Annotated in this window: 19 protein-coding genes; 15 read left to right on the top strand and 4 right to left on the bottom strand. The window is 73.7% G+C overall.

Annotated elements, in window-relative coordinates:
• The first annotated feature begins 31 nt into the window (after window positions 1-31).
• The 3 genes from ACIOD1_RS16475 to argF all read left to right on the top strand — a co-directional run bounded on the left by ACIOD1_RS16475 (window position 32) and on the right by argF (window position 2,911).
• Complete coding sequence (locus ACIOD1_RS16475; RefSeq protein WP_365616542.1) at window positions 32-490, top strand: hypothetical protein; 459 nt, start codon at window positions 32-34, stop codon at window positions 488-490.
• 55 nt (window positions 491-545) lie between these two features.
• Window positions 546-1,772: an arginine deiminase gene (locus ACIOD1_RS16470; RefSeq protein ID WP_365616544.1), complete on the top strand. Its 1,227-nt coding sequence runs from the start codon at window positions 546-548 to the stop codon at window positions 1,770-1,772.
• A gap of 122 nt (window positions 1,773-1,894) precedes the next feature.
• Window positions 1,895-2,911: an ornithine carbamoyltransferase gene (gene argF, locus ACIOD1_RS16465; protein ID WP_365616546.1), complete on the top strand. Its 1,017-nt coding sequence runs from the start codon at window positions 1,895-1,897 to the stop codon at window positions 2,909-2,911.
• A 30-nt stretch (window positions 2,912-2,941) separates the two neighbouring features.
• Here the strand turns inward: argF and ACIOD1_RS16460 are convergent, their stop codons facing one another.
• Entirely contained in the window at window positions 2,942-3,361 is a 420-nt protein-coding gene (locus ACIOD1_RS16460) for an ATP-binding protein (RefSeq protein ID WP_365616547.1), read from the bottom strand.
• Between the two features lie 300 nt (window positions 3,362-3,661).
• On the opposite strand from ACIOD1_RS16460, the gene ACIOD1_RS16455 reads away from it, so the two are divergent.
• On the top strand, window positions 3,662-4,489 hold the full coding sequence (locus ACIOD1_RS16455) for an enoyl-CoA hydratase family protein (protein WP_365616549.1): 828 nt from the start codon (window positions 3,662-3,664) through the stop codon (window positions 4,487-4,489).
• A gap of 13 nt (window positions 4,490-4,502) precedes the next feature.
• Window positions 4,503-6,773 carry a bifunctional salicylyl-CoA 5-hydroxylase/oxidoreductase gene (locus ACIOD1_RS16450; RefSeq protein WP_401903078.1) on the top strand — a complete coding sequence of 757 codons (2,271 nt, stop codon included), beginning with the start codon at window positions 4,503-4,505 and terminating at the stop codon, window positions 6,771-6,773.
• A gap of 243 nt (window positions 6,774-7,016) precedes the next feature.
• Here ACIOD1_RS16450 and ACIOD1_RS16445 read toward each other — a convergent pair whose 3' ends face one another.
• Both ACIOD1_RS16445 and ACIOD1_RS16440 read right to left on the bottom strand, forming a co-directional pair.
• Window positions 7,017-7,817, bottom strand: a complete 801-nt coding sequence (locus tag ACIOD1_RS16445; RefSeq protein ID WP_401902856.1) for a PaaX family transcriptional regulator C-terminal domain-containing protein — start codon at window positions 7,815-7,817, stop codon at window positions 7,017-7,019.
• Window positions 7,818-7,821: 4 nt separating this feature from the next.
• Window positions 7,822-9,441: an AMP-binding protein gene (locus ACIOD1_RS16440; protein WP_401902854.1), complete on the bottom strand. Its 1,620-nt coding sequence runs from the start codon at window positions 9,439-9,441 to the stop codon at window positions 7,822-7,824.
• 149 nt (window positions 9,442-9,590) lie between these two features.
• Here ACIOD1_RS16440 and ACIOD1_RS16435 point away from each other — a divergent pair, with 149 nt between their 5' ends.
• Together ACIOD1_RS16435 and ACIOD1_RS16430 are read left to right on the top strand one after the other, a co-directional pair.
• Window positions 9,591-10,718 (top strand): acyl-CoA dehydrogenase family protein, encoded by a 1,128-nt coding sequence (locus ACIOD1_RS16435; RefSeq protein WP_365616554.1) that lies wholly within the window; start codon window positions 9,591-9,593, stop codon window positions 10,716-10,718.
• Window positions 10,715-11,113 carry a RidA family protein gene (locus ACIOD1_RS16430; protein WP_365616556.1) on the top strand — a complete coding sequence of 133 codons (399 nt, stop codon included), beginning with the start codon at window positions 10,715-10,717 and terminating at the stop codon, window positions 11,111-11,113. The genes ACIOD1_RS16435 and ACIOD1_RS16430 overlap by 4 nt, the downstream gene beginning before the upstream one ends.
• An 85-nt stretch (window positions 11,114-11,198) precedes the next feature.
• On the opposite strand, the gene ACIOD1_RS16425 is transcribed toward ACIOD1_RS16430, so the two are convergent.
• The gene (locus ACIOD1_RS16425) at window positions 11,199-12,581 is read right to left on the bottom strand and encodes an aminopeptidase P family protein (protein WP_401902850.1); all 1,383 of its coding nucleotides are present in this window, start codon (window positions 12,579-12,581) and stop codon (window positions 11,199-11,201) included.
• Window positions 12,582-12,821: 240 nt separating this feature from the next.
• Between ACIOD1_RS16425 and ACIOD1_RS16420 the strand changes: the two genes are divergently transcribed.
• The 8 genes from ACIOD1_RS16420 (at window position 12,822) to ACIOD1_RS16385 (ending at window position 22,469) form a co-directional block, all read left to right on the top strand.
• Window positions 12,822-15,230, top strand: coding sequence for a collagenase (locus ACIOD1_RS16420; protein WP_401903075.1), 2,409 nt, complete (start codon window positions 12,822-12,824; stop codon window positions 15,228-15,230).
• A gap of 127 nt (window positions 15,231-15,357) precedes the next feature.
• On the top strand, window positions 15,358-16,650 hold the full coding sequence (locus ACIOD1_RS16415) for an NAD(P)/FAD-dependent oxidoreductase (protein WP_401902848.1): 1,293 nt from the start codon (window positions 15,358-15,360) through the stop codon (window positions 16,648-16,650).
• On the top strand, window positions 16,650-16,961 hold the full coding sequence (locus tag ACIOD1_RS16410; RefSeq protein ID WP_401902846.1) for a (2Fe-2S)-binding protein: 312 nt from the start codon (window positions 16,650-16,652) through the stop codon (window positions 16,959-16,961). Before ACIOD1_RS16415 ends, ACIOD1_RS16410 begins: the two co-directional genes overlap by 1 nt.
• Window positions 16,942-18,387 carry an NAD(P)/FAD-dependent oxidoreductase gene (locus ACIOD1_RS16405; protein WP_401902843.1) on the top strand — a complete coding sequence of 482 codons (1,446 nt, stop codon included), beginning with the start codon at window positions 16,942-16,944 and terminating at the stop codon, window positions 18,385-18,387. The genes ACIOD1_RS16410 and ACIOD1_RS16405 overlap by 20 nt, the downstream gene beginning before the upstream one ends.
• Window positions 18,388-18,461: 74 nt before the next feature.
• Complete coding sequence (locus tag ACIOD1_RS16400) at window positions 18,462-19,400, top strand: dihydrodipicolinate synthase family protein (protein ID WP_401902842.1); 939 nt, start codon at window positions 18,462-18,464, stop codon at window positions 19,398-19,400.
• 20 nt (window positions 19,401-19,420) lie between these two features.
• Window positions 19,421-20,425, top strand: a complete 1,005-nt coding sequence (locus ACIOD1_RS16395) for a proline racemase family protein (protein WP_401902839.1) — start codon at window positions 19,421-19,423, stop codon at window positions 20,423-20,425.
• A complete protein-coding gene (locus tag ACIOD1_RS16390) occupies window positions 20,422-21,453 on the top strand; it encodes a proline racemase family protein (protein ID WP_365616570.1) in 1,032 nt (343 codons plus the stop codon). Before ACIOD1_RS16395 ends, ACIOD1_RS16390 begins: the two co-directional genes overlap by 4 nt.
• A 95-nt stretch (window positions 21,454-21,548) precedes the next feature.
• Window positions 21,549-22,469, top strand: a complete 921-nt coding sequence (locus ACIOD1_RS16385; RefSeq protein WP_401903073.1) for an ornithine cyclodeaminase family protein — start codon at window positions 21,549-21,551, stop codon at window positions 22,467-22,469.
• Window positions 22,470-22,521 lie beyond the last annotated feature (52 nt).

The raw sequence follows: 22,521 nt of genomic DNA, 5'->3' as shown, positions 1-22,521 counted from the left end.
GCGCGGAAGCATTGCGGCGCTCATGACCTGTATGGCCGCGGCTGTCGTGGCCTCGCCGGCCGTGGCCGACTCGGTCCCGGTGGGTGTCCCGTTGGAGGCCGTGGAGACCACGTTGGGCGTGCCCGTCCCGCACGTGGCCACCGCGGTTCCGGTACCGGTCGTCGGAGCCCCCGAGGCGCCCCGCCACCACACGGGAGACCTGCTGCCGACCCCACTGCTGCCGGTGGTGCCGATCGCCACCGACCTCGGGGCGACCCGCCTCACCTCCCCGGTGCCCAACCTCGCGGGCACGCCCGAGACGGACGGCGAGGGTTCCCTGGAGTCGCCGAACACGACGATCCAGACCCGCAGTCCCGGCGCCGTCCTCGGTGCGCCGCTGTCGATGCCGGACGGGAGCAACTACGGGCTGCCGAACCTGACCGCCCCGAAGTTGGGCCTGACCGCCCCGGAACTGATCGGTGCCCCGACGGCGCTTCTCGGCCTGCGCTGAGCCGGCGCGGCCGACGCGAGGTCAAAAAGCCGTTCGGTCTGGGAACGTGTAAGGCATGGGATTCCATGTCGACTCCGAGACCGGGCGGCTTCGCCGCGTCATCCTCCACCGGCCCGATCTGGAGCTGAAGCGGCTCACACCAAGCAACAAGGACGCCCTGCTCTTCGACGACGTGTTGTGGGTGCGTCGGGCCCGTCAGGAGCACGACGGTTTCGCGGACGTGCTCCGCGACCGGGCGGTCGAGGTCCACCTCTTCGGCGACCTGCTGCGCGAGGCCCTCGACATCCCGGAGGCGCGACACCTCGTACTGGACCGGGTGTTCGACGAGAAGGAGTACGGTCCGCTCGCCACCGACCACCTCCGGGCGGTGTTCGACGGGCTGTCCTCGGCGGACCTGGCCGAGGCCCTGGTCGGCGGCATGACCAAGCGGGAGTTCCTGGAACGGCACGCCGAGCCGGTCTCCGTACGCTTCCACGCGCTGGAGACGGACGGCTTCCTGCTCGGGCCGCTGCCCAACCACCTCTTCACCCGCGACACCTCCGCCTGGATCTACGACGGGGTGTCCATCAACGCCATGCGCTGGCCGGCCCGGCAGCGCGAGACCGTCCACTTCGAGGCGATCTACAGGCACCACCCGCTCTTCACCGGCTCCGGTCCCTTCCACACCTGGTCCCAGGGGCAGGCGGACTACCCCTCGACCATCGAGGGCGGGGACGTGCTGGTCATCGGCAACGGCGCCGTCCTGATCGGGATGAGCGAGCGCACCACACCGCAGGCGGTCGAGATGTTGGCCCGCGGCCTGTTCGCCGCCGGTTCGGCGACGACCATCGTTGCCCTGGACATGCCGAAGCGGCGGGCCTTCATGCACCTGGACACGGTGATGACGATGGTCGACGTGGACACCTTCACCCAGTACGCGGGGCTGGGCATGCTGCGTTCCTACACCATCCGCCCCGGCGAGAGCGGCAGCGAGCTCCAGGTCACCGACCACGCGCCGGAGCACATGCACCGGGCCATCGCGGCGGCTCTCGGGCTGGATCGGATCCGGGTGCTGACCGCCACCCAGGACGTGCACTCGGCGGAGCGCGAGCAGTGGGACGACGGCTGCAACGTGCTGGCGGTGGAGCCGGGGGTGGTCGTGGCGTACGAGCGGAACGTGACCACCAACACGCACCTGCGCAAGGAGGGCATCGAGGTGATCGAGATCCCCGGCAGCGAGCTGGGGCGGGGCCGGGGCGGGCCGCGGTGCATGAGCTGCCCGGTGGAGCGGGACGCGGTCTGACCCGGGCCGCCGCTACTGGGTGACGGACGTCCCGTGGAAAGACACTCCCTGGGATGTATATCAATGCAGTGCATCGTATAGACTTCCAGCATTCCCTGTCAGCGTCACCCTGGAGTGTCCCCATGGCCACCGACCTCTTCGGCCGCAGTTTCCTCAAGGAGCTCGACTTCACCGCCGCCGAGCTCCGAGGTCTGGTCGAGCTGGCCGCCGAGCTGAAGGCGGCCAAGAGGGCCGGGATGGAAGAGCGTCGGCTCCAGGGGCGCAACATCGCCCTGATCTTCGAGAAGACCTCCACGCGCACCCGCTGCGCCTTCGAGGTCGCCGCCGCGGACCAGGGCGCCGCCACCGTCTACCTCGATCCCTCGGGTTCCCAGATGGGCCACAAGGAATCGGTCAAGGACACCGCGCGCGTGCTCGGCCGGATGTTCGACGGCATCGAGTACCGGGGGGACAGCCAGGAGGCGGTCGAGGAGCTGGCCGCACACGCCGGCGTACCCGTCTTCAACGGCCTCACCGACGACTGGCACCCCACCCAGATGCTGGCCGACGTGCTGACGATGACCGAGCACTGCTCCAAGCCCCTGGACCGTGTCGCCTTCGCCTACCTCGGCGACGCCCGCTTCAACATGGGCAACTCCTACCTGGTCACCGGCGCGTTGCTGGGCATGGACGTACGGATCGTCGCGCCCCGGGCCTACTGGCCCGCCGAGGCCGTCGTGGCCCGGGCCCGGCGGCTGGCGGAGACCAGCGGGGCGCGGATCACGCTGACGGAGGAGGTGGCCGAGGGGGTGGCGCAGGCGGACTTCGTCGCCACGGACGTATGGGTCTCCATGGGCGAGCCGAAGGCGGTCTGGGACGAGCGGATCGGGGCCCTGTCGCCGTACGCGGTCACCATGGACGTGCTGCGCGCGACCGGGAACCCGGACGTGAAGTTCATGCACTGCCTGCCGGCCTTCCACGACCTGGGCACCAAGGTGGCCCGGGAGGTGTACGAGCGGCACGGGCTGGACTCGCTGGAGGTCACGGACGAGGTGTTCGAGTCCGCGCACTCGATCGTCTTCGACGAGGCAGAGAACCGGCTGCACACGATCAAGGCGATGCTCGTCGCGACGCTGGCGAAGCCGGCGCCTGCGCCGTAGTCGGTCGTGGGCCGTCGGTCAGGCCGTCGGTCAGGCCGTCGCGGTCCGGGCCGGGAGGGTGAACCAGACGGCCTTGCCGTGCTCGGTGCGGCGGTGGCCACAGGCGGAACTCAGGGTCCGGATCAGCAGCAGCCCGCGGCCGTGTTCCTGCCAGGGGTCGGGGTGGTCGTCGTCGGGGCGCGCGGTCAGATCGCCCGGCGGGCGCGGATCGCCGTCGTGGACCTCGACCTGGCAGCCGTTCGCGAGCAGCTCGACCGCCAGCTCGATCGGGGCGCCCGGAGAGGTGTGCTGCACGGCGTTGGCGACCAACTCCGCCGTCAGCAGTTCGGCGGTGTCGCTGTCCGCCGAGACCTCCAGTTCCGCCAGGGCGGTGCGCACCAAGGCGCGCGCGATGGGCACGGCGGCGGCCGTGTGGGGGAGGGCGATCCTCCAGGCGGAGGTGTCGGGCAAGGCGCACCGTCCGTTCCGTGGGCTCGTGGGCGGTGCCCGCGGAGGCCTCCGGGGGCAGGGGTCCGCGGGCGGGCCCGGGTGATCCCGCTGTCCGTGAAAATCCCACTTTCAACGATACGAAGTGGAATCCCGAAGCTGTAGGGCACCCCGTACGGAAGGGGTGGGGACCACCGCCACCAGCGCCGGGGGACCTTCGGCGCGCGGGACCGTGCCGTCGGGGGCGATCGTGTCGTGGATCGCGGCGCGGATCGTGTCGCGTTTTCCTGACGGCAGTCACGATCAGGTGATAGCTTCGATTCCGTGAGCCCCTTCACCGGTTCCACTCCAGCGACCGAACGGTGGCGCCACCTGCGGGTGACCCGGCAGGACGGCGTGGCCACCGTCACCCTCGACCGCCCCGAGAAACTGAACGCGCTGACCTTCGGCGCCTACGCGGACCTGCGCGACCTCCTCGCCGAACTGTCCCGCGAGCGATCCGTACGGGCCTTGGTGCTCGCCGGCGAGGGGCGCGGCTTCTGCTCCGGCGGGGACGTGGACGAGATCATCGGCGCCACCCTCGCCATGGACACCGCCGAACTCCTCGACTTCAACCGGATGACCGGCCAGGTGGTGCGGGCCGTCCGGGAGTGCCCCTTCCCGGTGATCGCCGCCGTGCACGGGGTCGCCGCCGGGGCCGGGGCCGTCCTCGCCCTCGCCGCCGACTTCCGGATCGCCGACCCCACCGCCCGCTTCGCCTTCCTCTTCACCCGGGTCGGCCTCTCGGGCGGGGACATGGGCGCCGCCTACCTGCTGCCCCGTGTGGTCGGCCTCGGCCACGCCACGCGGCTGCTGATGCTCGGAGAGCCCGTACGGGCCGCCGAGGCCGAGCGGATCGGACTGCTCAGCGAGCTGGTCGAGGAGGGCCGGGCCGACGCCCGCGCCGCCGAACTCGCCGCGCGCCTCGCCGCCGGACCCGCCCTCGCCCACGCCCAGACCAAGGCCCTGCTGACGGCGGAACTGGACATGCCGCTGGCCGCCTCGGTGGAGCTGGACGCCAACACCCAGGCCCTGCTCATGCACGGCCGGGACTACGCGGAGTTCCACGCGGCCTTCACCGCGAAGCGACCGCCGGAGTGGAAGGGCAGGTAGCGCCGTGCGCCAGATGCGGGTGGCCGTCGTCGGAGGAGGACCGGGCGGGCTGTACGCCGCCGCGCTGCTGGCCCGCCAGGGGCACGCCGTCGAGGTCTGGGAGCGGAGCGCCCCGGAGGACACCTTCGGCTTCGGCGTCGTGCTCTCGGACGAGACACTGGGTGGCATCGAACGCGGTGACACCGTCGTGCACGCCGCCCTCGGCGCCGAGTTCGTGCGTTGGGACGACGTGGAGGTGGTGCACCGGGGTCGGCTGCTGACCTCCGGCGGCCACGGCTTCGCCGCCCTCGGGCGCCGCCGCCTCTTGGAGGTCTTCCACGAGCGGTGCGCGGGCCTCGGGGTCCGGCTCCGCTTCCGCAGCGAGGCGCCCGACATCCGGGAGCTGGCGCAGGCGTACGACCTGGTGGTCGCGGCGGACGGGGTGCACAGCGCCATCCGGGAGAGCGGCGCCGCGCACTTCCGGCCGACGGTGACGCCCGGGCGGTGCCGCTACATCTGGCTCGCCGCCGACTTCGCCTTCGACGCCTTCCGCTTCGAGATCGCGGAGACCGACCACGGCGTGATGCAGCTGCACGCCTACCCGTACTCCGCCGACTCCTCGACCGTGATCGTCGAGATGCGCGAAGAGGTGTGGCGGGCCGCCGGATTCGACCTGTGCGACGAGGAGGAGTCCGCCGGCCGCTGCGCCAAGATCTTCGGCGAGGCCCTGCGGGGCAGGCCCCTGCGCGGCAACCGCTCGGCGTGGACGAGCTTCCGCACGGTCGTCAACGAACGCTGGTCCCACGGGAACGTGGTGCTGCTCGGCGACGCCGCGCACACCGCGCACTTCTCCATCGGGTCCGGCACCAAACTCGCCGTCGAGGACGCCCTCGCCCTGGCCGAGGCGGTGGCCGCGCTGCCCTCGGTGCCCGAGGCCCTCGCCGCGTACGAGGAGGCGCGCCGGCCGGCCGTGGCCAGCACCCAGCGGGCGGCCGCCGCCAGCATGCGGTGGTTCGAGGAGATCGAGGTGTACGTCGGGCAACCCGCCCGGCAGTTCGCCTTCAACCTGCTGACCCGCAGCCGCCGCGTCACCCACGACAACCTCAGGCTGCGCGACCCCCGCTTCACCCGGGCGGTGGAACGGGAGTTCGGCTGCCCCGAGCCGGCCGGTGAAACCGTGCCGGGCGACGTGGCGGAGTCGGGAACTCCGCCGATGTTCACCCCGTTCACCCTGCGCGGGCTGACCCTGCGCAACCGGATCGTCCTCGCCCCGATGGACATGTACGCGGCGCACGAGGGGGTGCCGGGCGACTTCCACCTGGTGCACCTGGGCGCGCGGGCCCTGGGCGGCGCCGGCCTGGTCATGACGGAGATGGTCTGCGTCAGCCCCGAAGGGCGGATCACTCCCGGCTGCGCCGGTCTGTGGACATCGGAGCAGGCGGACGGTTGGAAGCGGATCGCCGACTTCGTCCACACCTCCGCACCCGGGGCCGCCTTCGGCGTGCAGCTCGGCCACTCCGGCCGCAAGGGTTCGACGCGGGTCATGTGGGAGGGCATGGACGAGCCCCTCCCCGAGGGAAACTGGCCCCTGGTCGCCGCCTCCGCACTGCCCTACCGGCCGGGCGTGTCCGACGTGCCGCGCGCCCTGTCCGTGGCCGACCTGGCCGCGATCCGCTCCGATTTCGCCGCCGCCGCCGTACGGGCCGCCGACTGCGGCTTCGACCTGCTGGAGCTGCACTGCGCCCACGGCTACCTGCTGTCCGGGTTCCTCTCCCCGCTCACCAACCACCGCGAGGACGCGTACGGCGGCCCGACGGCGAACCGCCTGCGCTTCCCGCTGGAGGTCTTCGACGCGGTCCGGGAGGTCTGGCCGGCGGAGCGCCCGATGACCGTACGGATCTCCGCGTCCGACTGGGCGCCGGGCGGCACCACCCCCGAGGACGCGCAGGAGATCGCCGCCGCGTTCGCCGCCCACGGGGCCGACGCGGTCCACGTGTCCACCGGCCAGGTGGTGTCCGACGAGGCCCCCGAGTTCGGGCGTTCCTACCAGACGCCGTACGCCGACCGGATCCGCAACGCGCTCGGTGTACCCGTCGTCGCGGTGGGGGCCGTCTCCTCCTGGGACGACGTGAACTCCCTGCTGCTGGCCGGGCGCGCCGACCTCTGCGCCGTAGGCCGGCCCCACCTGTACGACCCCCACTGGACCCTCCACGCGGCCGCCGAGCAGGGCTACACCGGCCCCGCCGCCCCCTGGCCCGACCCCTACCGCGCCGGCTCCCGCACACCCCCGACGGGGCGGGGTTAGGGCGTCTCCCCCACGTGGGGGAGACGGCCCCCTCGCACGGGGGAGCCGCCGGCGCGGGACGCCGGGCACCTTGGAGGTACGGAGCAAATCGGTGCTCCGGGGGCCCGAAGGGCTCCGGCGGGGGGAGGAACCATGAACGTGCGGATCAGGCGGGCGTGCGACGGGGCGTATGGCGAGGTCTACGGCCGGGCGCCGTCCGACGAGGGCGCGGCCTCCGGGCGGGTGCGCGCACAGCCGGCGGCCTCACGGGTGGACGAAGCGGGCGCCCCGGGCGTGGAGACGGGTGTGGAGTTCGGCGAAGACGGCCGCCGAGCGGTCTCCCGGCCAGTCCGCGGGCAGGAGGTCGCGGGGGAGGCCCGGGTCGGCGTAGGGGAGCCGGCGCCAGGTGTCCAGGGCGAGGAGGTAGGTCCGGTAGGCGGCCTCCGGGGTGGGCTCGGGGCCCGTCTGGAGGGCGCGCAGGGCCGGCTCGTGCAGGTCGAGGAACTCCTCGTGCTGCTTGGCCAGCGCCGCCAGGTCCCACCAGCGGGCCACCGCCTCGGCGGTCGGGGCGAAACCGAGGTGGGCGCCCCGGAAGAGTTCGACGTAGGCGGTCAGGTGCAGCCGCTCCAGGGTGCGCGTGGTCTCCCCGGCCAGTTGGGCCGGGGCGATCCACACGCCCGGGGCCACCGCGCCGAAGCCCAGGCGGGCCAGTCGCGAGCGCAGCAGGTGGCGCTTGTGGCGTTCCTGCTCGGGGACCGAGAAGACGGCGACCAGCCATTCCTCCGACACCCGCGGGGCTCCGTAGATCCGCCGGTCCCCGTCCTCCAGCAGCAGCCGCGCCTCCTCGGAGAGCGCGTAGGCCGCCGAGCCGTCCGCCGCCTTCGCGGGCAGCAGGAAGTCGCGCCGCTTGAGCCGGGACACCGAGGACCGGACGGAGGGCGCGTCGACGCCGGCCGCGCCCAGCAGGCGCACCAACGCCGACACCGGTACGGGGCCCTCGAAGGACCGCCCGTAGGCGCCGTGGAAGGTGACGATCAGGGATCGCGGAGTGTGCTGCTCGGCCACGGGTTCACTCTAGATCGCGCAGCCGGAAGCGCTGTAGTTTGCCGGTCGCGGTCCGGGGCAGCGCGGGGAGGAAGACGAAGGAGCGCGGGCACTTGTGGGGGGCCAGCTCACCCAACATGAAGGTCCGCAGGGACTCCTCCGTCAGCGCCGCTCCCTCCCGGGGGACGGTGTAGGCCACCACGCTCTGGCCGCGTCGTTCGTCGGGCCGGCCGACCACCGCCGCCTCGACCACGTCCGGATGGCGAAGGAGCGCCTCCTCGACCTCGGGGCCGGCGATGTTGTACCCCGAGGAGATGATCATGTCGTCGGCCCGGGCGACGTAGCGGAAGTAGCCGTCGTGGTCGCGGACGTAGGTGTCCCCGGTCAGGTTCCAGCCGTCCCGTACGTATTCGCCCTGGCGCGGGTCGGCCAGGTAGCGGCAGCCGACGGGCCCGCGCACGGCCAGCAGGCCGGGCTCGTCGTCGGCCACGGGCCGCCCCGACGCGTCCACCACCCGTGCCTCCCAGCCGGGGACCACCCGGCCGGTGGTACCGGGGCGGATGTCCTCGTCGGCGGCGGAGATGAAGATGTGCAGCAGCTCGGTGGCCCCGATGCCGTTGATGATGCGCAGCCCGGTCCGCTCGTGCCAGGCCTGCCAGGTGGCGGCGGGCAGGTTCTCCCCGGCCGAGACGCAGCGGCGCAGGGCGGAGAGGTCGTAGGCGCCCGCGTCGTAGGGGCCCAGGGTGTCCAGCATCGCGCGGTAGGCCGTGGGCGCCGTGAACAGCACGGTCACCCGGTGGCGGGCCAGGGCGGGCAGCAGCCGGCGGGGTGCGGCCTCCTCCAGGAGCAGGGTGGAGGCCCCGGCCCGCAGCGGGAAGACGACCAGCCCGCCGAGGCCGAAGGTGAATCCGAGCGGCGGACTGCCCGCGAACACGTCGTCGGGTTCGGGGCGCAGCACATGGCGGGAGAAGGTGTCCGCCACCGCCAAGAGGTCCCGGTGGAAGTGCATGCAGCCCTTGGGGTGGCCGGTGGTGCCCGAGGTGAAGGCGATCAGCGCCACGTCGTCGGCGGAGGTGGCGACGGCCGGGTAGGGCGCGGTGTGGGCCTCGGCCAGCCTCAGCAGGTCGTCCGGGGCGTGGCCGCCGTAGGGGGTGATCCGCAGTCCGGGCACCTCCGCCTTGACCAGGTCGTCCACGGCGTCCGCGTGACACAGGGCGTGCCGCACCCGGGCCATCGCGCAGACCGTTGCCAGCTCTTGGGCCCGCTGCTGGGCGAGGACGGTGACGGCCACGGCGCCCGCCTTCATCACCGCCAGCCAGCAGGCGGCGAGCCAGGGGCCGGTGGGTCCGCGCAGCAGCACCCGGTTGCCGGGGACCACGCCGAGGTCGACGGTGAGGACGTGGGCGAGTCGGTCGACGCGCTCGCGCAGCTCGCCGTACGACCAGACCTCGCCGGAGGAGCTTCGGAAGGCGGGCCGGTCGGGTCCGAACCGTTCGATGGTGGCGTCGAGGAGTTCGGTGCCGCAGTTGAGCCGGTCCGGGTAGGCCAGTTCGGGGAGGTCGAAGAGGAGTTCCGGCCAGGCGTGTGCGGGAGGCAGATGGTCGCGCGCGAAAGTGTCGACGTGAGCGGAAGGCTTGAGCTCCAAGGCGGGATCGCCCCCTTGTGACGTCCGCGGGGGAACCTCCCAGCGGAGGCTGGGGGCGGGTGGTGCCGGCCATGCTGGTGCGGTCGCGATCCGAGCGTATCGTGGTCGTGACGACAGTCAACAGGACGCGATAGAACTGGGGCATTCGGATGACCGGATTCGCGCTCGGGGCGGACGAAGAGGAATGGTGCGGACGGCTGCGCACCCTGGCGGAACAAAAGCTGCGCCCCCTCGCCGAGAAGGGCGAACCCGGCCGGGTGAACCGGCCGCTCCTGGCCGAGCTGGGCGAACAGGGTCTGCTGGAGCGGGTGTTCACCTCGGGCGCGCTGGAGCTGTGCCTGCTGCGGGAGTCCCTCGCCTACGGCTGCACGGAGGCGGAGACGGCCCTGGCCCTCCAGGGCCTCGGCGCGCACCCGGTACTGCGGTCGGGCAGCGCGGCGCAGCGGGAACGTTGGCTGCCGGGAGTACGGGCGGGGCGGCACGTGGCGGCCTTCGCGCTCTCCGAGCCCGGGGCCGGCTCGGACGCGGCGGCGTTGGAACTGGCGGCGGAGGCGGACGGACCGGAGGCTTGGCGGCTGAGCGGCGCGAAGTGCTGGATCTCCAACGCACCCGAGGCGGACTTCTACACCGTGTTCGCCCGTACGGGTGAGGCGCCCCGCGCCAAGGGCATCACGGCCTTCCTGGTTCCCGCGGACCGGCCGGGCCTGACGGGCGAGGCCCTGGACATGCTGTCCCCGCACCCGATCGGCTCGCTCGCCTTCGACGGGGTGCCGGTCGGCCGCGAGGACGTGTTGGGGGAGCCGGGCGGGGGCTTCCGGGTGGCGATGGAGACCCTCAACCTCTTCCGGCCCAGCGTGGGCGCCTTCGCGGTCGGCATGGCCCGGGCGGCGCTGGACGCGACGCTGGCCCACACGGCCGGCCGGACCGCCTTCGGCGGTGTCCTCGCCGACCTCCAGACGGTCGCGCACCGGGTGGCGGAGATGGCCACCCGCACCGAGGCGGCCCGGCTGCTCGTGTACGCGGCGGCGGGGGCGTACGACAGCGGTTCCCCCGACGTGCCGAGGCGGGCCGCGATGGCGAAGCTGCTGGCCACGGAGACGGCCCAGTACGTGGTGGACCACGCCGTCCAACTGCACGGGGCGGTCGCCCTGCGCCGCGGCCACCTGCTGGAGCACCTCTACCGGGAGGTGCGGGCGCCCAGGATCTACGAGGGGGCGAGCGAAGTGCAGCGGGCCGTCATCGCGAAGGAGCTCTACCGGGGGGTGGCTGCGCGATGAGCCTGGAGCGGATCAACCCGTCGGAGCTGTCCCCGGCGACGGGCTTCTCGCACGCCGTCACCGCCACGGGAGGCCGGCTCGTGTTCCTCGCGGGCCAGACGGCCCTGGACGGTCACGGCAAGGTCGTGGGGGAGACCCTGACGGAACAGTTCGAGGTGGCCCTGGCGAACCTGCTGGCCGCCCTCGCCGCCGCCGGCGGCCACCCGGCCGACCTGGCCCGGGTGACGGTGTACGCGGTGGACGTGGAGGACTACCGCGAGCACGCGGGCGAACTCGGGCGGATCTGGCAGCGGCTGGCCGGGCGCGACTACCCGGCGATGGCCGTCATCGGCGTGGTCCGCCTCTGGGACCACGAGGCCCGCGTCGAACTGGACGGCATCGCCCTGGTCCAGTGACCCCGCCAGGGCCGGGCCGGGCTCGCGCCGCCCCGCCGTCCCCGCCGACCGGGGCCGGCGGCGGCGGGGCCCCGGTCGGCCCCGGTCAGGGGCGGGGGGTCGCCTCCAGGAGGGCGCCCATCCACTCCTCGATGCCGGTGGCGGTCCTCGGCAGCGCCCCCGACATCAGGCGGGCGCCGTCCGAGGTGATCACCAGGTCGTCCTCGACGCGCACCCCGATCCCGCGCAGCTCGACCGGCAGCGTCTCGTCGTCCGGCTGGAGGTAGAGGCCCGGCTCGACGGTCAGGACCTGGCCCTCCTCCAGGATCCCGTCCAGGTAGGTCTCGGCCCGCGCCTTCGCGCAGTCGTGGACGTCCAGCCCCAGCATGTGCCCGCTGTTGCAGAGGGTGTAGCGCCGGTGCAGGTCGCCCTCGGGGTCCTTGAGGACCCCCCACTCGGTCAGCCCCTCCGCGATGACCCGCATTCCCGCCCGGTGGAAGTCGCCGAAGCGCGCCCCCGGTCGCAGCGCGGCGATGCCCGCCTCCTGGGCGGCGAGCACCAGGTCGTACACCTGCCGCTGCACGGGCGAGAACCGCCCCGACAGCGGCAGGGTGCGGGTGATGTCGGCGGTGTAGAGGGAGTCCGTCTCCACGCCCGCGTCCAGCAGCAGCAGTTCGTCGCGGTTCAGCTTCCCGTCGTTGTGGATCCAGTGCAGGACGCAGGCGTGGGCGCCCGACGCCGCGATCGTGCTGTAGCCGGTGCCGTTGCCCTCCGCGCGGGAGCGGAGCCCGAAGACCCCCTCGATCCAGCGCTCCCCGCGCGGGTGCGCGAGGGCCTGCGGCAGGGCCCGTACGACGTCCTCGAAGCCGGCGGTGGTGTGGTCCACCGCCAGTTGCAGCTGCGCGACCTCCCAAGCGTCCTTGACCAGCCGCAACTCGGACAGTGCGGCGGCCAGTTCGGGGTCGGTCACGCTGTGGCGGGCCGGCGGGGAGCCGAGGTCGTCCAGGTGCGCGCAGCGGATGCCGGTCAGGCGCTCCGCCTCGGCGAGGTCGGGGCGCCGGCCCACCCAGAACTCCCCGTAGCGGCGGTCGCGGAAGAACTCCTCCTTGCCGTCGGCCCGGTTCGAGCGGGGCCTGAGGTACAGCACCGCCTCGTGGCCGTGCGACCCGGACGGCTCCAACACCAGGACGTGCCCCGCCTGGTCCTCGCCGGTGAGCCCGGTCAGCCAGGCGTACGCGCTGTGCGGGCGGAAGCGGTGGTCGGCGTCGTTGGAGCGGACCAGCAGCTCACCGGCCGGAACGAGGAGCCGCTCGCCCGGGAAGCGGGCCGAGAGGCGGGCGCGACGGGCGGGTGTGACGGCGTACGCGGGGACGCGGGTGGTGTCCGGCAGCGGCGAGGCCGCCCAGTTCCCCGCCATGAAGCGGGACAACTCGGCTGATACGGGCAGGTCGTGGCTGCCGGTGTTGAGACGGGAGGGGGTGTCGGTCAACGGTGGCTCCCCAAGAAGTGTCGAACTGGTGGGCGCACAGGGGTTGTCAGTGCAATTTCACATTACTATGTTACAGCTCACACCGCGGCACGTTAATCCCCGTCAAACGCCGTGTGACGCAAGCCGGTTCACGACGCAAGCCGGTTCACGAAGCCAGCCGGTTCACGAAGCAGTCAAGTGCACGAAGCAGGGCAGTTCACGCACCACCTCCCCCACCACCCCTCCCACCAGGAGTTCCCGGTGTCCCAGCACAGAGCTGTGCGTTCGTCCCTCCTCTCCGCCGCCGTCGCGGTCACCCTCCTGGCCACCGCCGGCCAGGCAGTGACCCAGGCCGCCGAGCGGGGCGCCCCCGCCGCCACCGGCACCTTCGCCGCCGCGGCCCCCGCCGCCGGCACGGCCGCGCCGAACCCCTTCGACGAGGTCGACCGCCTGGCCCAGGCGCAGCCGCTCGTCCCGGCGCCCGCCCCGGCCCCCGGCGGCAAGGCCGTCACCGACGGCAAGGTCCCCGGCGCCACGCCGAGCGCGGCCACGCCCGCCGCCACGGCTGCCGCCGAGCGCGCGGAGAAGAGCCGTACGACGGCCTCCGCCCAGGCCGCGCCCACCGCGCGGAGCGTCGCCGCCGGTGTTCCCTGCACCCTCGACGGGATCACCAACCTCACCCCCGAGCAGTTCGCCGACTTCCTCGGAGACCAGGCCGTCCTCGCCGACGGGTGCCTGCGCGGCCTGATCTGGACCTGGGACGCGCGGCTCGCGCCCGTCATGTCCGATGCCCACGTCCAGGCCGTCTCCCACCGGATATCCGCCCTGGCCGCAGCCCACGACGGCCGCAACTCCTCGCACCTGGAGGAGATGTTCACCTATCTCCACGCGGTCGCCTACCACGACTACTCGCGCACCGAGATCGACGTCACCGATGCTCCGACCGTGGACGCCATGCGCCTGGCCATCGCCGACTTCGGGAACGCGGCCCACACCTTCGACGCCACGCCCTCCAACGCCCGCACCCTGCGCGAGGCGCTCTACGCCGCCAGCGCCCCCGGCCTGCGCCAACACCAACTCGGCCTGATCAAGAAGGTCCTGGCCACCCTGGACGCGGCCCACCCCGCCACCAACACCGACGCCGGCTGGGGCGGCGCCGTCCTCGCGGCGCTCTCCGTCAACTACCTGGGCGTCTACCCGGGCAACCAGGACGCGGCCTTCCAGGCGGCCGTCACCGCCGACGCCCCGTACCGCGCCGCCTTCAAGGCCTTCGCCGGATACACCCACCTCAAGGGCACCGGCAACGCCTGGGCCGCCCGCGACGCGCTCGGCGAGTACGGCCGCTTCGGGCAGATCGACGCGTTGCGGAGCCAGACCGTCGCGGACCTCGGCGCCCTGCTGGAGCCCGTCAAGGCGGGCTGGGGCAACGGCAGCGAGCCGTGGGCCAAGCTCGTCTCCTGGCTGAACTTCTACGAGGCCTGCGCGCCGTACGGGGTCTGCAAGGAGGACATCGAGCGGCAGCTCTTCCCCTACACCTACAGCTACGACAACGGCGCCATCAAGGTCCGCACCGCCCTCGACCGGGCCACCGTCGACCAGCTCTACTACGCGAGCAAGCAGGTCAAGACCCAGTTCCACCGGGTCCTCGGCACCGACCAGCCCCTGGCCGGAGACCCGAACACCACCCTCAACATCGTGCTCTACGCCTCCCGCGCCGACTACGAGAACTACCACCCCATCCTGACCGGCTACGGCACCAACAACGGCGGCATCTACATCGAGAACGGCGCCACCTTCTACACCTACCAGCGCCGCGTCCCCCAGGACTCCAGCCTCACCCTCGAAGAGCTCTTCCGCCACGAGTACACCCACTACCTCAACGGCCGCTACGCCGTCCCCGGCTTCTTCGGCGAAGGCCCCTGGTACGAGGGCGACCGCACCACCGCCATGGACGAGGGCACCGCCGAGTTCTTCGACGGGGCCACCCGGGACAACGGCATCGCGGTGCGCAAGTCCCTGGTCCGCGGCATCATCTCGGACACCTCCGGCGGCGGCCCGCGCATGAGCGTCGAGCAGCTCCTGAACGCCACCTACGACGGCGACGGCTTCCGCTTCTACAACTACGCCGGCACCTTCTTCGAGTTCCTCTGGACCGAGAAGCCCACCCTGCTGCGCGAGATGTACGGGTACCTGCGCGCCAACGACGTCGCCGGCTATGACGCCTGGCGCCACCGCACGGGCGCCGACACCTACCTCCAGCGCGACTACAACCGCTTCCTGGACGCCCAGATCGCCAAGGTCGACCAGCTCTACGTGCCGAACACCACCTTCACGCCCAACGAGCGGCTGCGCGACTCCGCGCTCGCCTCGGTGAAGTCCGCCTTCGCGACGGCCACCTACAACACGCCCGACTGCGTGGAGAACGGCGACCCGGGCAAGCGCCGCTTCACCTGTACGGGCCGGATCACCGCGAACCTGAAGAACTGGCGCGACGACGACCAGAACTTCAAGGACATGTCCGAGACCGTCGACTACTTCATCCTCGACCGGGCGGGCGCGGCCTCCAACAACCTGGCCGACATGAACTGTTCCTTCGGTCCGACGGAGATCTGGACCAACCACGTGGCGGGTACCGCTTCCTACAGCTGCGAGGGACCGCTGCGCAGCTGATCCGGTCCGGGTCGGTCCCTTACCCGAACGGGGGGCGGGACCGGCCCGGGAGCCCGCCCGGGAACCCGTGGCCCCACGGATTCGTGGCCCCATGGGCACCCTCTAAAGAATGTGACATATTACTGCCGTGTCCCAGACCCATTCCCCGGACGTCGTCATCATCGGCGCCGGTGTCGTCGGCGCCGCGTGCGCGTACTACGCGAGCCGCGCCGGCCTCTCCGTGGCCGTGGTCGACCGCGGTCCCGTCGCGGGCGGCACCACCGGCGCCGGGGAGGGCAACCTCCTCGTCTCCGACAAGGGGGCCGGACCGGAACTCGACCTCGCGCTCCTCTCCACCCGCCTCTGGCGCGAACTGGCCGAGACCCTGCCGGGGGAGACCGAGTACGAGTCCAAGGGCGGCTTGGTCGTCGCCCCGGACGAGGCCACCTTCGAGGCCCTGCGGGGCTTCGCCGCAGGCCAGCGCGCCGCCGGAGTGAGCTGCGCCGAAGTGGCCCCCGAGGCCCTCCACGACCTGGAACCACACCTCGCCCCGGGTCTGGCGGGCGGCTTCCACTACCCCCAGGACGCCCAGGTCCAGCCGGCGCTGGCGGCGGCCCGCCTGCTGGCCGCGTCCGGCGCCGTCCGGTACCTGGGGGAGGAGGTCGTCGAGGTGCTCCGGGACGCGACGGCCGAGCCGGGCGCGACGGCCGAGCCGGGCGCGGGCGCGGGTGCCGGCTCGGGGGTCGGGCCGGGTGTCGGGCCGCACGCGGGCGCCGGCGCCGGGTCGGTCGTACGGGGCGCCGTGCGCGGGGTGCGCACCTCCCGGCGGACGATCCTCGCCCCGGCCGTGGTCAACGCGGCCGGGACCTGGGCCGGGCAGCTCGCCGACCTCGCCGGAACCACCCTGCCGGTGCTGCCCCGGCGCGGCTTCGTCCTCGTCACCGAACCCCTGCCCCGGGTGGTCCGTCACAAGGTCTATGCCGCCGACTACATCGCCGACGTCGCCAGCGGCTCCGCCGCCCTGCAGTCCTCGGCGGTGGTCGAGGGCACTCCCTCGGGCCCGGTGCTGATCGGGGCGACCCGCGAACGGGTCGGCTTCGACCGAAGCCTTTCCACCGAGGCCCTGCGCCGCCTCGCCTCCCAGGCGGCGGCGCTCTTTCCGGTCCTGGCCGACGTCCGGGTGCTGCGGGCCTACCACGGCTTTCGCCCCTACCTCCCCGACCACCTCCCGGCCATCGGCCCCGACCCCCGGGTCCCCGGCCTGTTCCACGCCTGCGGCCACGAGGGCGCCGGCATCGGACTCGCCCCCGCGACCGGCCTGCTGATCGCCGCCGCCCTGCGGGGCGAGGCCCCCGAGCTGCCGCTCGACCCGTTCCGCCCCGACCGCTTCGAGGACCCGGGCCCCGAGCCCGCGGCCGAGCCCGCGAGGAGCACCCCCTGATGCGCAGTCCCCGTTCGCTCGTCGGCGGCAGCCCGGCGGCCACCTACCCGATCACCTTCGACGGCCGCGAACTCCCGGCCCAGGAAGGTCAGTCCGTCGCCGCCGTGCTCTGGGCCGCCGGCATCCTCGCCTGGCGCACGACCCGCGAGGGCGGCGCCCCGCGCGGCGTCTTCTGCGGCATCGGGGCCTGCCACGACTGCCTCGTCACCGTCAACGGACACCCGGGCCGGCGCGCCTGCCTCGTCCCCGCCCGCCCCGGCGACACCGTCACCACCCAGGAAGGCACCGGCCATGACGACCTCGCCGTCTGAGCCCACCCGGCTCGCCGTCGTCGGCGCGGGCCCCGCCGGCCTCGCCGCGGCCGTCACCGCCGCGACGCTCGGGCTCGACGTGGTCCTCCTCGACGCCGCCGAACGCCCCGGCGGGCAGTACTACCGCCACCCGGCCCCCGGCCTCGGCGCCGCCCGCCCCGAGGCCCTGCACCACGACTGGCGGGCCTTCGCCGACCGCGAAGCCGCCCTGCGCGCCCACGTGTCGGCGGGCCGGATCACGTACCTCCCCTTCCACCACGTCTGGACCGTCGTCCCGGCCGACGGCGGGGGCTGGACCCTGCACGCCGTGGCCGGCCCCGAGGAGGCTCCGGCCACGGTCCGCGCCGACCGGGTGCTCTTGGCCACCGGGGCCTACGAGCGCCAGCTCCCCTTCCCCGGCTGGACCCTGCCGGGGGTCGTCGGCGCGGGCGGCGCCCAGGCCATGCTCAAGGCCGGCCTCGTCCTGCCCGGGCGCCGGATCCTCGTCGCCGGGAGCGGACCCCTGCTGCTCGCGGTGGCCGGATCCCTCGCCGCGGCCGGAGCCGCCGTGCCCGCCGTCGTCGAGGCCGCCTCCTACACGGCGTACGCGCCCCACGCCCCCGCCCTGCTGCGCAACCCCGCCAAGCTCGCCGAAGGCGCCGTCCACGGCGGGGCCCTGCTGCGCCACGGCATCCGCCTCCTGACCCGGCGCGCCGTCGTCGAGGCCCACGGGGTCGACCGGGTGGAGGCCGTCACCGTCGCCCGCCTCGACCGGGACTGGCGCCCCCTGCCCGGCACCGCCCGCCGGATCCCGTGCGACGCCCTCGCGGTGGGCCACGGGCTCGTCCCCCAGCTGGAACTGGCCACCGGCCTCGGTTGCGCCACCCGGGGCGGTGCCGACGGCGTCGCCGCCCTGGAACTGGACGCCCACCAGCGCACCTCCGTACCGGGGATCTGGTCCGCGGGCGAGACCGGGGGCATCGGCGGTGCCCAACTGGCGCTGACCGAGGGGGAGATCGCCGCCCACGCGATCGCCGATCGGCCCGTACCGGGCGGCCTCCCGCGCACCCGGGCCCGGCTGCGCGCCTTCGCCGGGGCCATGGCCGCCGCCCACCGCCCCGGCGAGGGCTGGACGGGGTGGCTGACCGACGGGACGGACGCCTGCCGTTGCGAGGAGGTCCCGGTGGGCCGGATCCGCGAGGCCGTGAGCGAGTGGGGCGCGCGGGACGCCCGTACGGTCAAACTCCTCACCCGGGCCGGCATGGGCTGGTGCCAGGGCCGGATGTGCGGTCCCGTCGTCGCGGCCCTGGCGGCCGGCTCCTCCGGGTCCGCGGACGTGGGGGCCGAGCGGCGGCCGCTGTCCTGCCCGGTCCCGCTGCGCCACCTGGCGGGGCTCCCGCCCGCTCCGGGGGCTCCGTCGGACGAAGCTCCCCCCTCCGGCCGCTGATCGGGTCGCCCCGAACCCTTGTGGCCGTCTCACACCCACTAGTAAAATGTCACACACCACACTAGGGAGTCTCCATGAACCACGCGCCCACCCCCGCGCCCCGCACGGACCGCCCCGCCGACACGCGCACCCGCCCCTGGCACGGCATCATGGTCGCCACCGCCCTGCCCCTGCGCGAGGACCTGAGCGTCGACCACGACGCCTACGCCGAACACGTGGCCTGGCTGATCGCCAACGGCTGCGACGGCGTGGTCCCCAACGGCTCCCTCGGCGAGTACCAGACCCTCACCGACGAGGAGCGTGCCCGTGTCGTGCGCACCGCCGTCGAGGCCGCCGGGGACGGCGCCCGCGTCATGCCCGGCGTCGCCGCATACGGCAGCGCCGAGGCCCGTCGCTGGGCCGAACAGGCCGCCGAGGCCGGGGCGGGATCCGTCCTGCTGCTGCCCCCCAACGCCTTCCGGGCCGACGAGGCCGCCGTACGGGCCCACTACGCGGAGGTCGCCGGAGTCGGCCTGCCCGTGGTGGCGTACAACAACCCCATCGACACCAAGGTGGACCTCACGCCGGCCCTCCTCGCCCGCCTGCACGGCGACGGATCCATCGTCGCCGTCAAGGAGTTCAGCGGGGACGTCCGCCGGGCCTACGAGATCGCCGAACTCGCCCCCGGCCTCGACCTCCTCATCGGCGCGGACGACGTCCTCCTCGAACTCGCCCTCGCCGGAGCCGTCGGTTGGATCGCCGGCTACCCCAACGCCCTCCCGCGCTCCTGCGCCACCCTGTACCGGGCCGCCGTCGCCGGCGACCTCGCGACCGCGCTGCCCCTCTACAAGTCCCTGCACTCCCTGCTGCGCTGGGACTCCAAGACCGAGTTCGTCCAGGCCATCAAGCTCTCCATGGACCTGGCCGGCCGTCCCGGCGGCGCCACCCGCCCGCCCCGCTTCCCGCTGACCGGCGAGACCGAGGCCGCCGTCCGCGCCGCCACCGAGAAGGCCCTCGCCGAGGGCCTCAACTAAACAGCCACAGGGGGCACCTGATGCGCACGCGTCACGTCTACCACGCGGTCGACTCGCACACCGAGGGCATGCCGACCCGAGTGATCACCGGGGGAGTCGGGGTGGTCCCCGGCGCCACCATGGCCGAGAAGCGGCTCCACTTCATCGAGCACTCCGACCACGTGCGCACGCTGCTCATGTACGAGCCGCGCGGCCACGCGGCGATGAGCGGCGCGATCCTCCAGCCCCCCACCCGACCGGACGCCGACTTCGGCGTGCTGTACGTGGAGGTGTCCGGCCTGCTGCCCATGTGCGGGCACGGCACCATCGGGGTGGCCACCGTCCTGGTCGAGACCGGCATGGTGGAGGTCGTGGAACCGGTCACCACCGTCCGCCTCGACACCCCGGCCGGGCTGGTGAGCGTCGACGTCCGCGTCGAGGACGGGGCGGCCACCGCCGTCACCCTCACCAACGTCGCGTCCTACTGCGTCGGCCTCGACCTCAAGGTGCCGGTCCCCGGCTTCGGCACCGTCACCTACGACCTCGCCTACGGCGGCAACTTCTACGCCTTCGTCGAACTCGACGACCTCCACCTGCCCTTCGACCGCTCCCGCAAGGACGACCTGCTCGCCGCCGGCCTGGCGATCATGGACGCGATCAACGGCTCCGACGACCGCCCCGTCCACCCCGAGAACCCCTCCATCGCCGGCGTCAAGCACGTCTACCTCGCCGCCCCCGGCTCCGACGCCCACCGCTCCCGCCACGCCATGGCCATCCACCCGGGCTGGTTCGACCGCTCGCCCTGCGGCACGGGAACCAGCGCGCGCATGGCGCAACTCCACGCCCGGGGTCTGCTGGCCCTCGATACCGACTTCGTCAACGAGTCCTTCATCGGAACCGAGTTCACCGGGCGCCTGATCGGGGAGACCACCGTCGGCGGCCGGCCGGCCGTGGTGCCCACCGTCACCGGTCGGGCCTGGATCACCGGCACCGCCCAGTACTTCCTCGACCCGACCGACCCCTTCCCCGGAGGGTTCCTCCTGTGAGCGCCCCGACCCCGCCCCCGACGGGCATCCGCACCACCGACTACCACACGGCGGGGGAGCCCTTCCGGATCGTCTCCGAAGGCCTCCCGCCGGTTCCCGGGGACACCGTCGCCGAGCGTTGCGCCACCGCGATCGGCCCCGGTGGCTCGGGGACCGCGCCGCGCCGGGGCGCGCTGGACGACGTACGGCGGACGCTGGTGCTGGAACCGCGCGGGCACTCCGGGATGTACGGGGCCTTCGTGGTGCCGCCCGACGACGACGGGGCCCACTTCGGGGCGCTGTTCTGGCACAAGGACGGCTACTCCACCGCCTGCGGACACGGCACGATGGCCCTCGGCGCCTGGGCCGTGGACACCGGCCGGGTCCCCGCCCCCGCCGACGGGGACGTCCAGGTGCGCGTCGACGTCCCCTCGGGGCGGGTCGCGGCCACCGTGCACCGCGCCGGCGGGCGCACCACCGGGGTCACCTTCCGCAACGTCCCGGCCCGGGTGGGCGCCCGCAAGGTGCCGGTGGCCACCACCCTGGGCCTGGCGGAGGTGGACATCGCCCACGCCGGGGCCTGCTACGCCTCGGTCGCCGCCCGGGACCTCGGCCTGGACGTCTCCCGCGCCGCGCTGCCCGAGCTGGTGCGGGCGGGCCGCGAGATCCGGGCCGCGCTGGCCACCCACCCCGCGACCTGGCACCCGGACGGGCCGCTCCTGTCCGGGGTGTACGGGGTCGTCCTGTACGAGGAACTGCCCGACACCCCCTTCGGGCCGCACCAGCGCAACGTGACCGTCTTCGCCGACGGGCAGGTCGACCGCTCCCCCTGCGGATCCGGCACCTCCGCGCGGCTCGCGCTGCTGGCCGAGGACGGGCGGCTCGGGCCGGGGGAGGACCTCCTGCACGAGTCGGTCGTGGGCACGGTGTTCACCGGGCGGATCCTGGCCGACGGGGTCACGGAGGTCACCGGGGCGGCGTACCGCACGGGGGAGCACCTCTTCACCGTCGACCCGTCCGACGCCCTCGGCACGGGATTCGCGCTGTGACCGCGGACGGGGACCCGGTGGGCGCCGACCCGGTGCGCGCCGACCCCTCGCGCATCGACCCGGAGGCCGGCGTACCGCAGTGGGGCGCCGCGCTGATGGCCTCCCTCCTGACCCCGACCCGCGCCGCCGACGCCCTGGCCGACGCGCTCCGCGCGGGCCTCGACCCGGAGGCCTGCCCCCCGCGCGGGAGCCTGCCCGTCCCCGGAGGCGGCGAACTGCTGCTGATGCCCTCGGCGTCGGCAGCGTACGCCGGGGTGAAGATCGCCGGGGTCGCCCCGGGCAACCCGAAGCGCGGACTGCCCCGGATCACCGGCAGTTACCTCCTCCTGGACGGCCCGACCCTGCGCCCGCTGGCCCTCCTCGACGGCGCGGCCCTGACCGCGCTGCGCACCCCGGCGGTCTCCGCCCTCGCACTGCGCCACCTCCTGCCGCCGGGGCCGCCGGCCCGACTGGTGATCTTCGGCTCCGGCCCCCAGGCGTACGGGCACCTCGAAGCGGTGCTCGCGCTGCGGGAGCCGGTCGAGACGGTGATCGTGGGCCGTGACCGCGGCAGGGCGGAGCAACTGGCGGTGCACGCCCGCGCCCTGGGGGCCCCGGCCCGCACGGGGGTCCCGGCCGACGTGGCCGGCGCGGACCTCGTCCTGTGCTGCACCACCGCCCGGGAGCCGCTCTTCGACGGTCGCCTGGTCGCCCCGGGCGCCACCGTGGTCGCGGTGGGCTCCCACGAGCCGGACGCCCGGGAGACCGACACCGCCCTCGTGCGACGCGCGGCGGTGTACGTGGAGTCGCGCGCGGCGGCCCTGCGGGAGGCGGGGGACCTCTTGGTCCCGGAGGCGGAGGGGGCGATCGGACCCGGTCATATCACCGCCACCCTGGCCGACCTGGTGTCGGGCCGGACGAGGCCCGCGGGCCGGCCGGCTTGTCCACAGCTCTTCAAGAGCGTGGGCATGGCCTGGGAGGATCTCGCCGTGGCGGTCGCTCTGTTTCAGGCCGCCGGGGCGAACAGAGAAACGTGACATTGTACGCTGTTCCTCTTCTCGTCGCAGGTGTCGGGGGTCTCGGAGGAAA

This window comes from Streptomyces sp. NPDC088097, from assembly GCF_044741845.1.
In the GTDB taxonomy this organism is placed as follows: Bacteria; Actinomycetota; Actinomycetes; order Streptomycetales; family Streptomycetaceae; genus Streptomyces.
Note: the sequence above shows the minus strand (reverse complement) of the source record. Positions and strands in the feature narration are given on the sequence as shown.

Coding starts and splice junctions, on each gene's coding strand:
- ACIOD1_RS16475 (WP_365616542.1), top strand. CDS start 32: ATGGCCGCGGCTGTCGTGGCCTCGCCGGCCGTGGCCGACTCGGTCCCG.
- ACIOD1_RS16470 (WP_365616544.1), top strand. CDS start 546: ATGGGATTCCATGTCGACTCCGAGACCGGGCGGCTTCGCCGCGTCATC.
- argF (WP_365616546.1), top strand. CDS start 1,895: ATGGCCACCGACCTCTTCGGCCGCAGTTTCCTCAAGGAGCTCGACTTC.
- ACIOD1_RS16450 (WP_401903078.1), top strand. CDS start 4,503: ATGCGGGTGGCCGTCGTCGGAGGAGGACCGGGCGGGCTGTACGCCGCC.
- ACIOD1_RS16435 (WP_365616554.1), top strand. CDS start 9,591: ATGACCGGATTCGCGCTCGGGGCGGACGAAGAGGAATGGTGCGGACGG.
- ACIOD1_RS16430 (WP_365616556.1), top strand. CDS start 10,715: ATGAGCCTGGAGCGGATCAACCCGTCGGAGCTGTCCCCGGCGACGGGC.
- ACIOD1_RS16410 (WP_401902846.1), top strand. CDS start 16,650: ATGCGCAGTCCCCGTTCGCTCGTCGGCGGCAGCCCGGCGGCCACCTAC.
- ACIOD1_RS16405 (WP_401902843.1), top strand. CDS start 16,942: ATGACGACCTCGCCGTCTGAGCCCACCCGGCTCGCCGTCGTCGGCGCG.
- ACIOD1_RS16400 (WP_401902842.1), top strand. CDS start 18,462: ATGAACCACGCGCCCACCCCCGCGCCCCGCACGGACCGCCCCGCCGAC.
- ACIOD1_RS16395 (WP_401902839.1), top strand. CDS start 19,421: ATGCGCACGCGTCACGTCTACCACGCGGTCGACTCGCACACCGAGGGC.
- ACIOD1_RS16385 (WP_401903073.1), top strand. CDS start 21,549: ATGGCCTCCCTCCTGACCCCGACCCGCGCCGCCGACGCCCTGGCCGAC.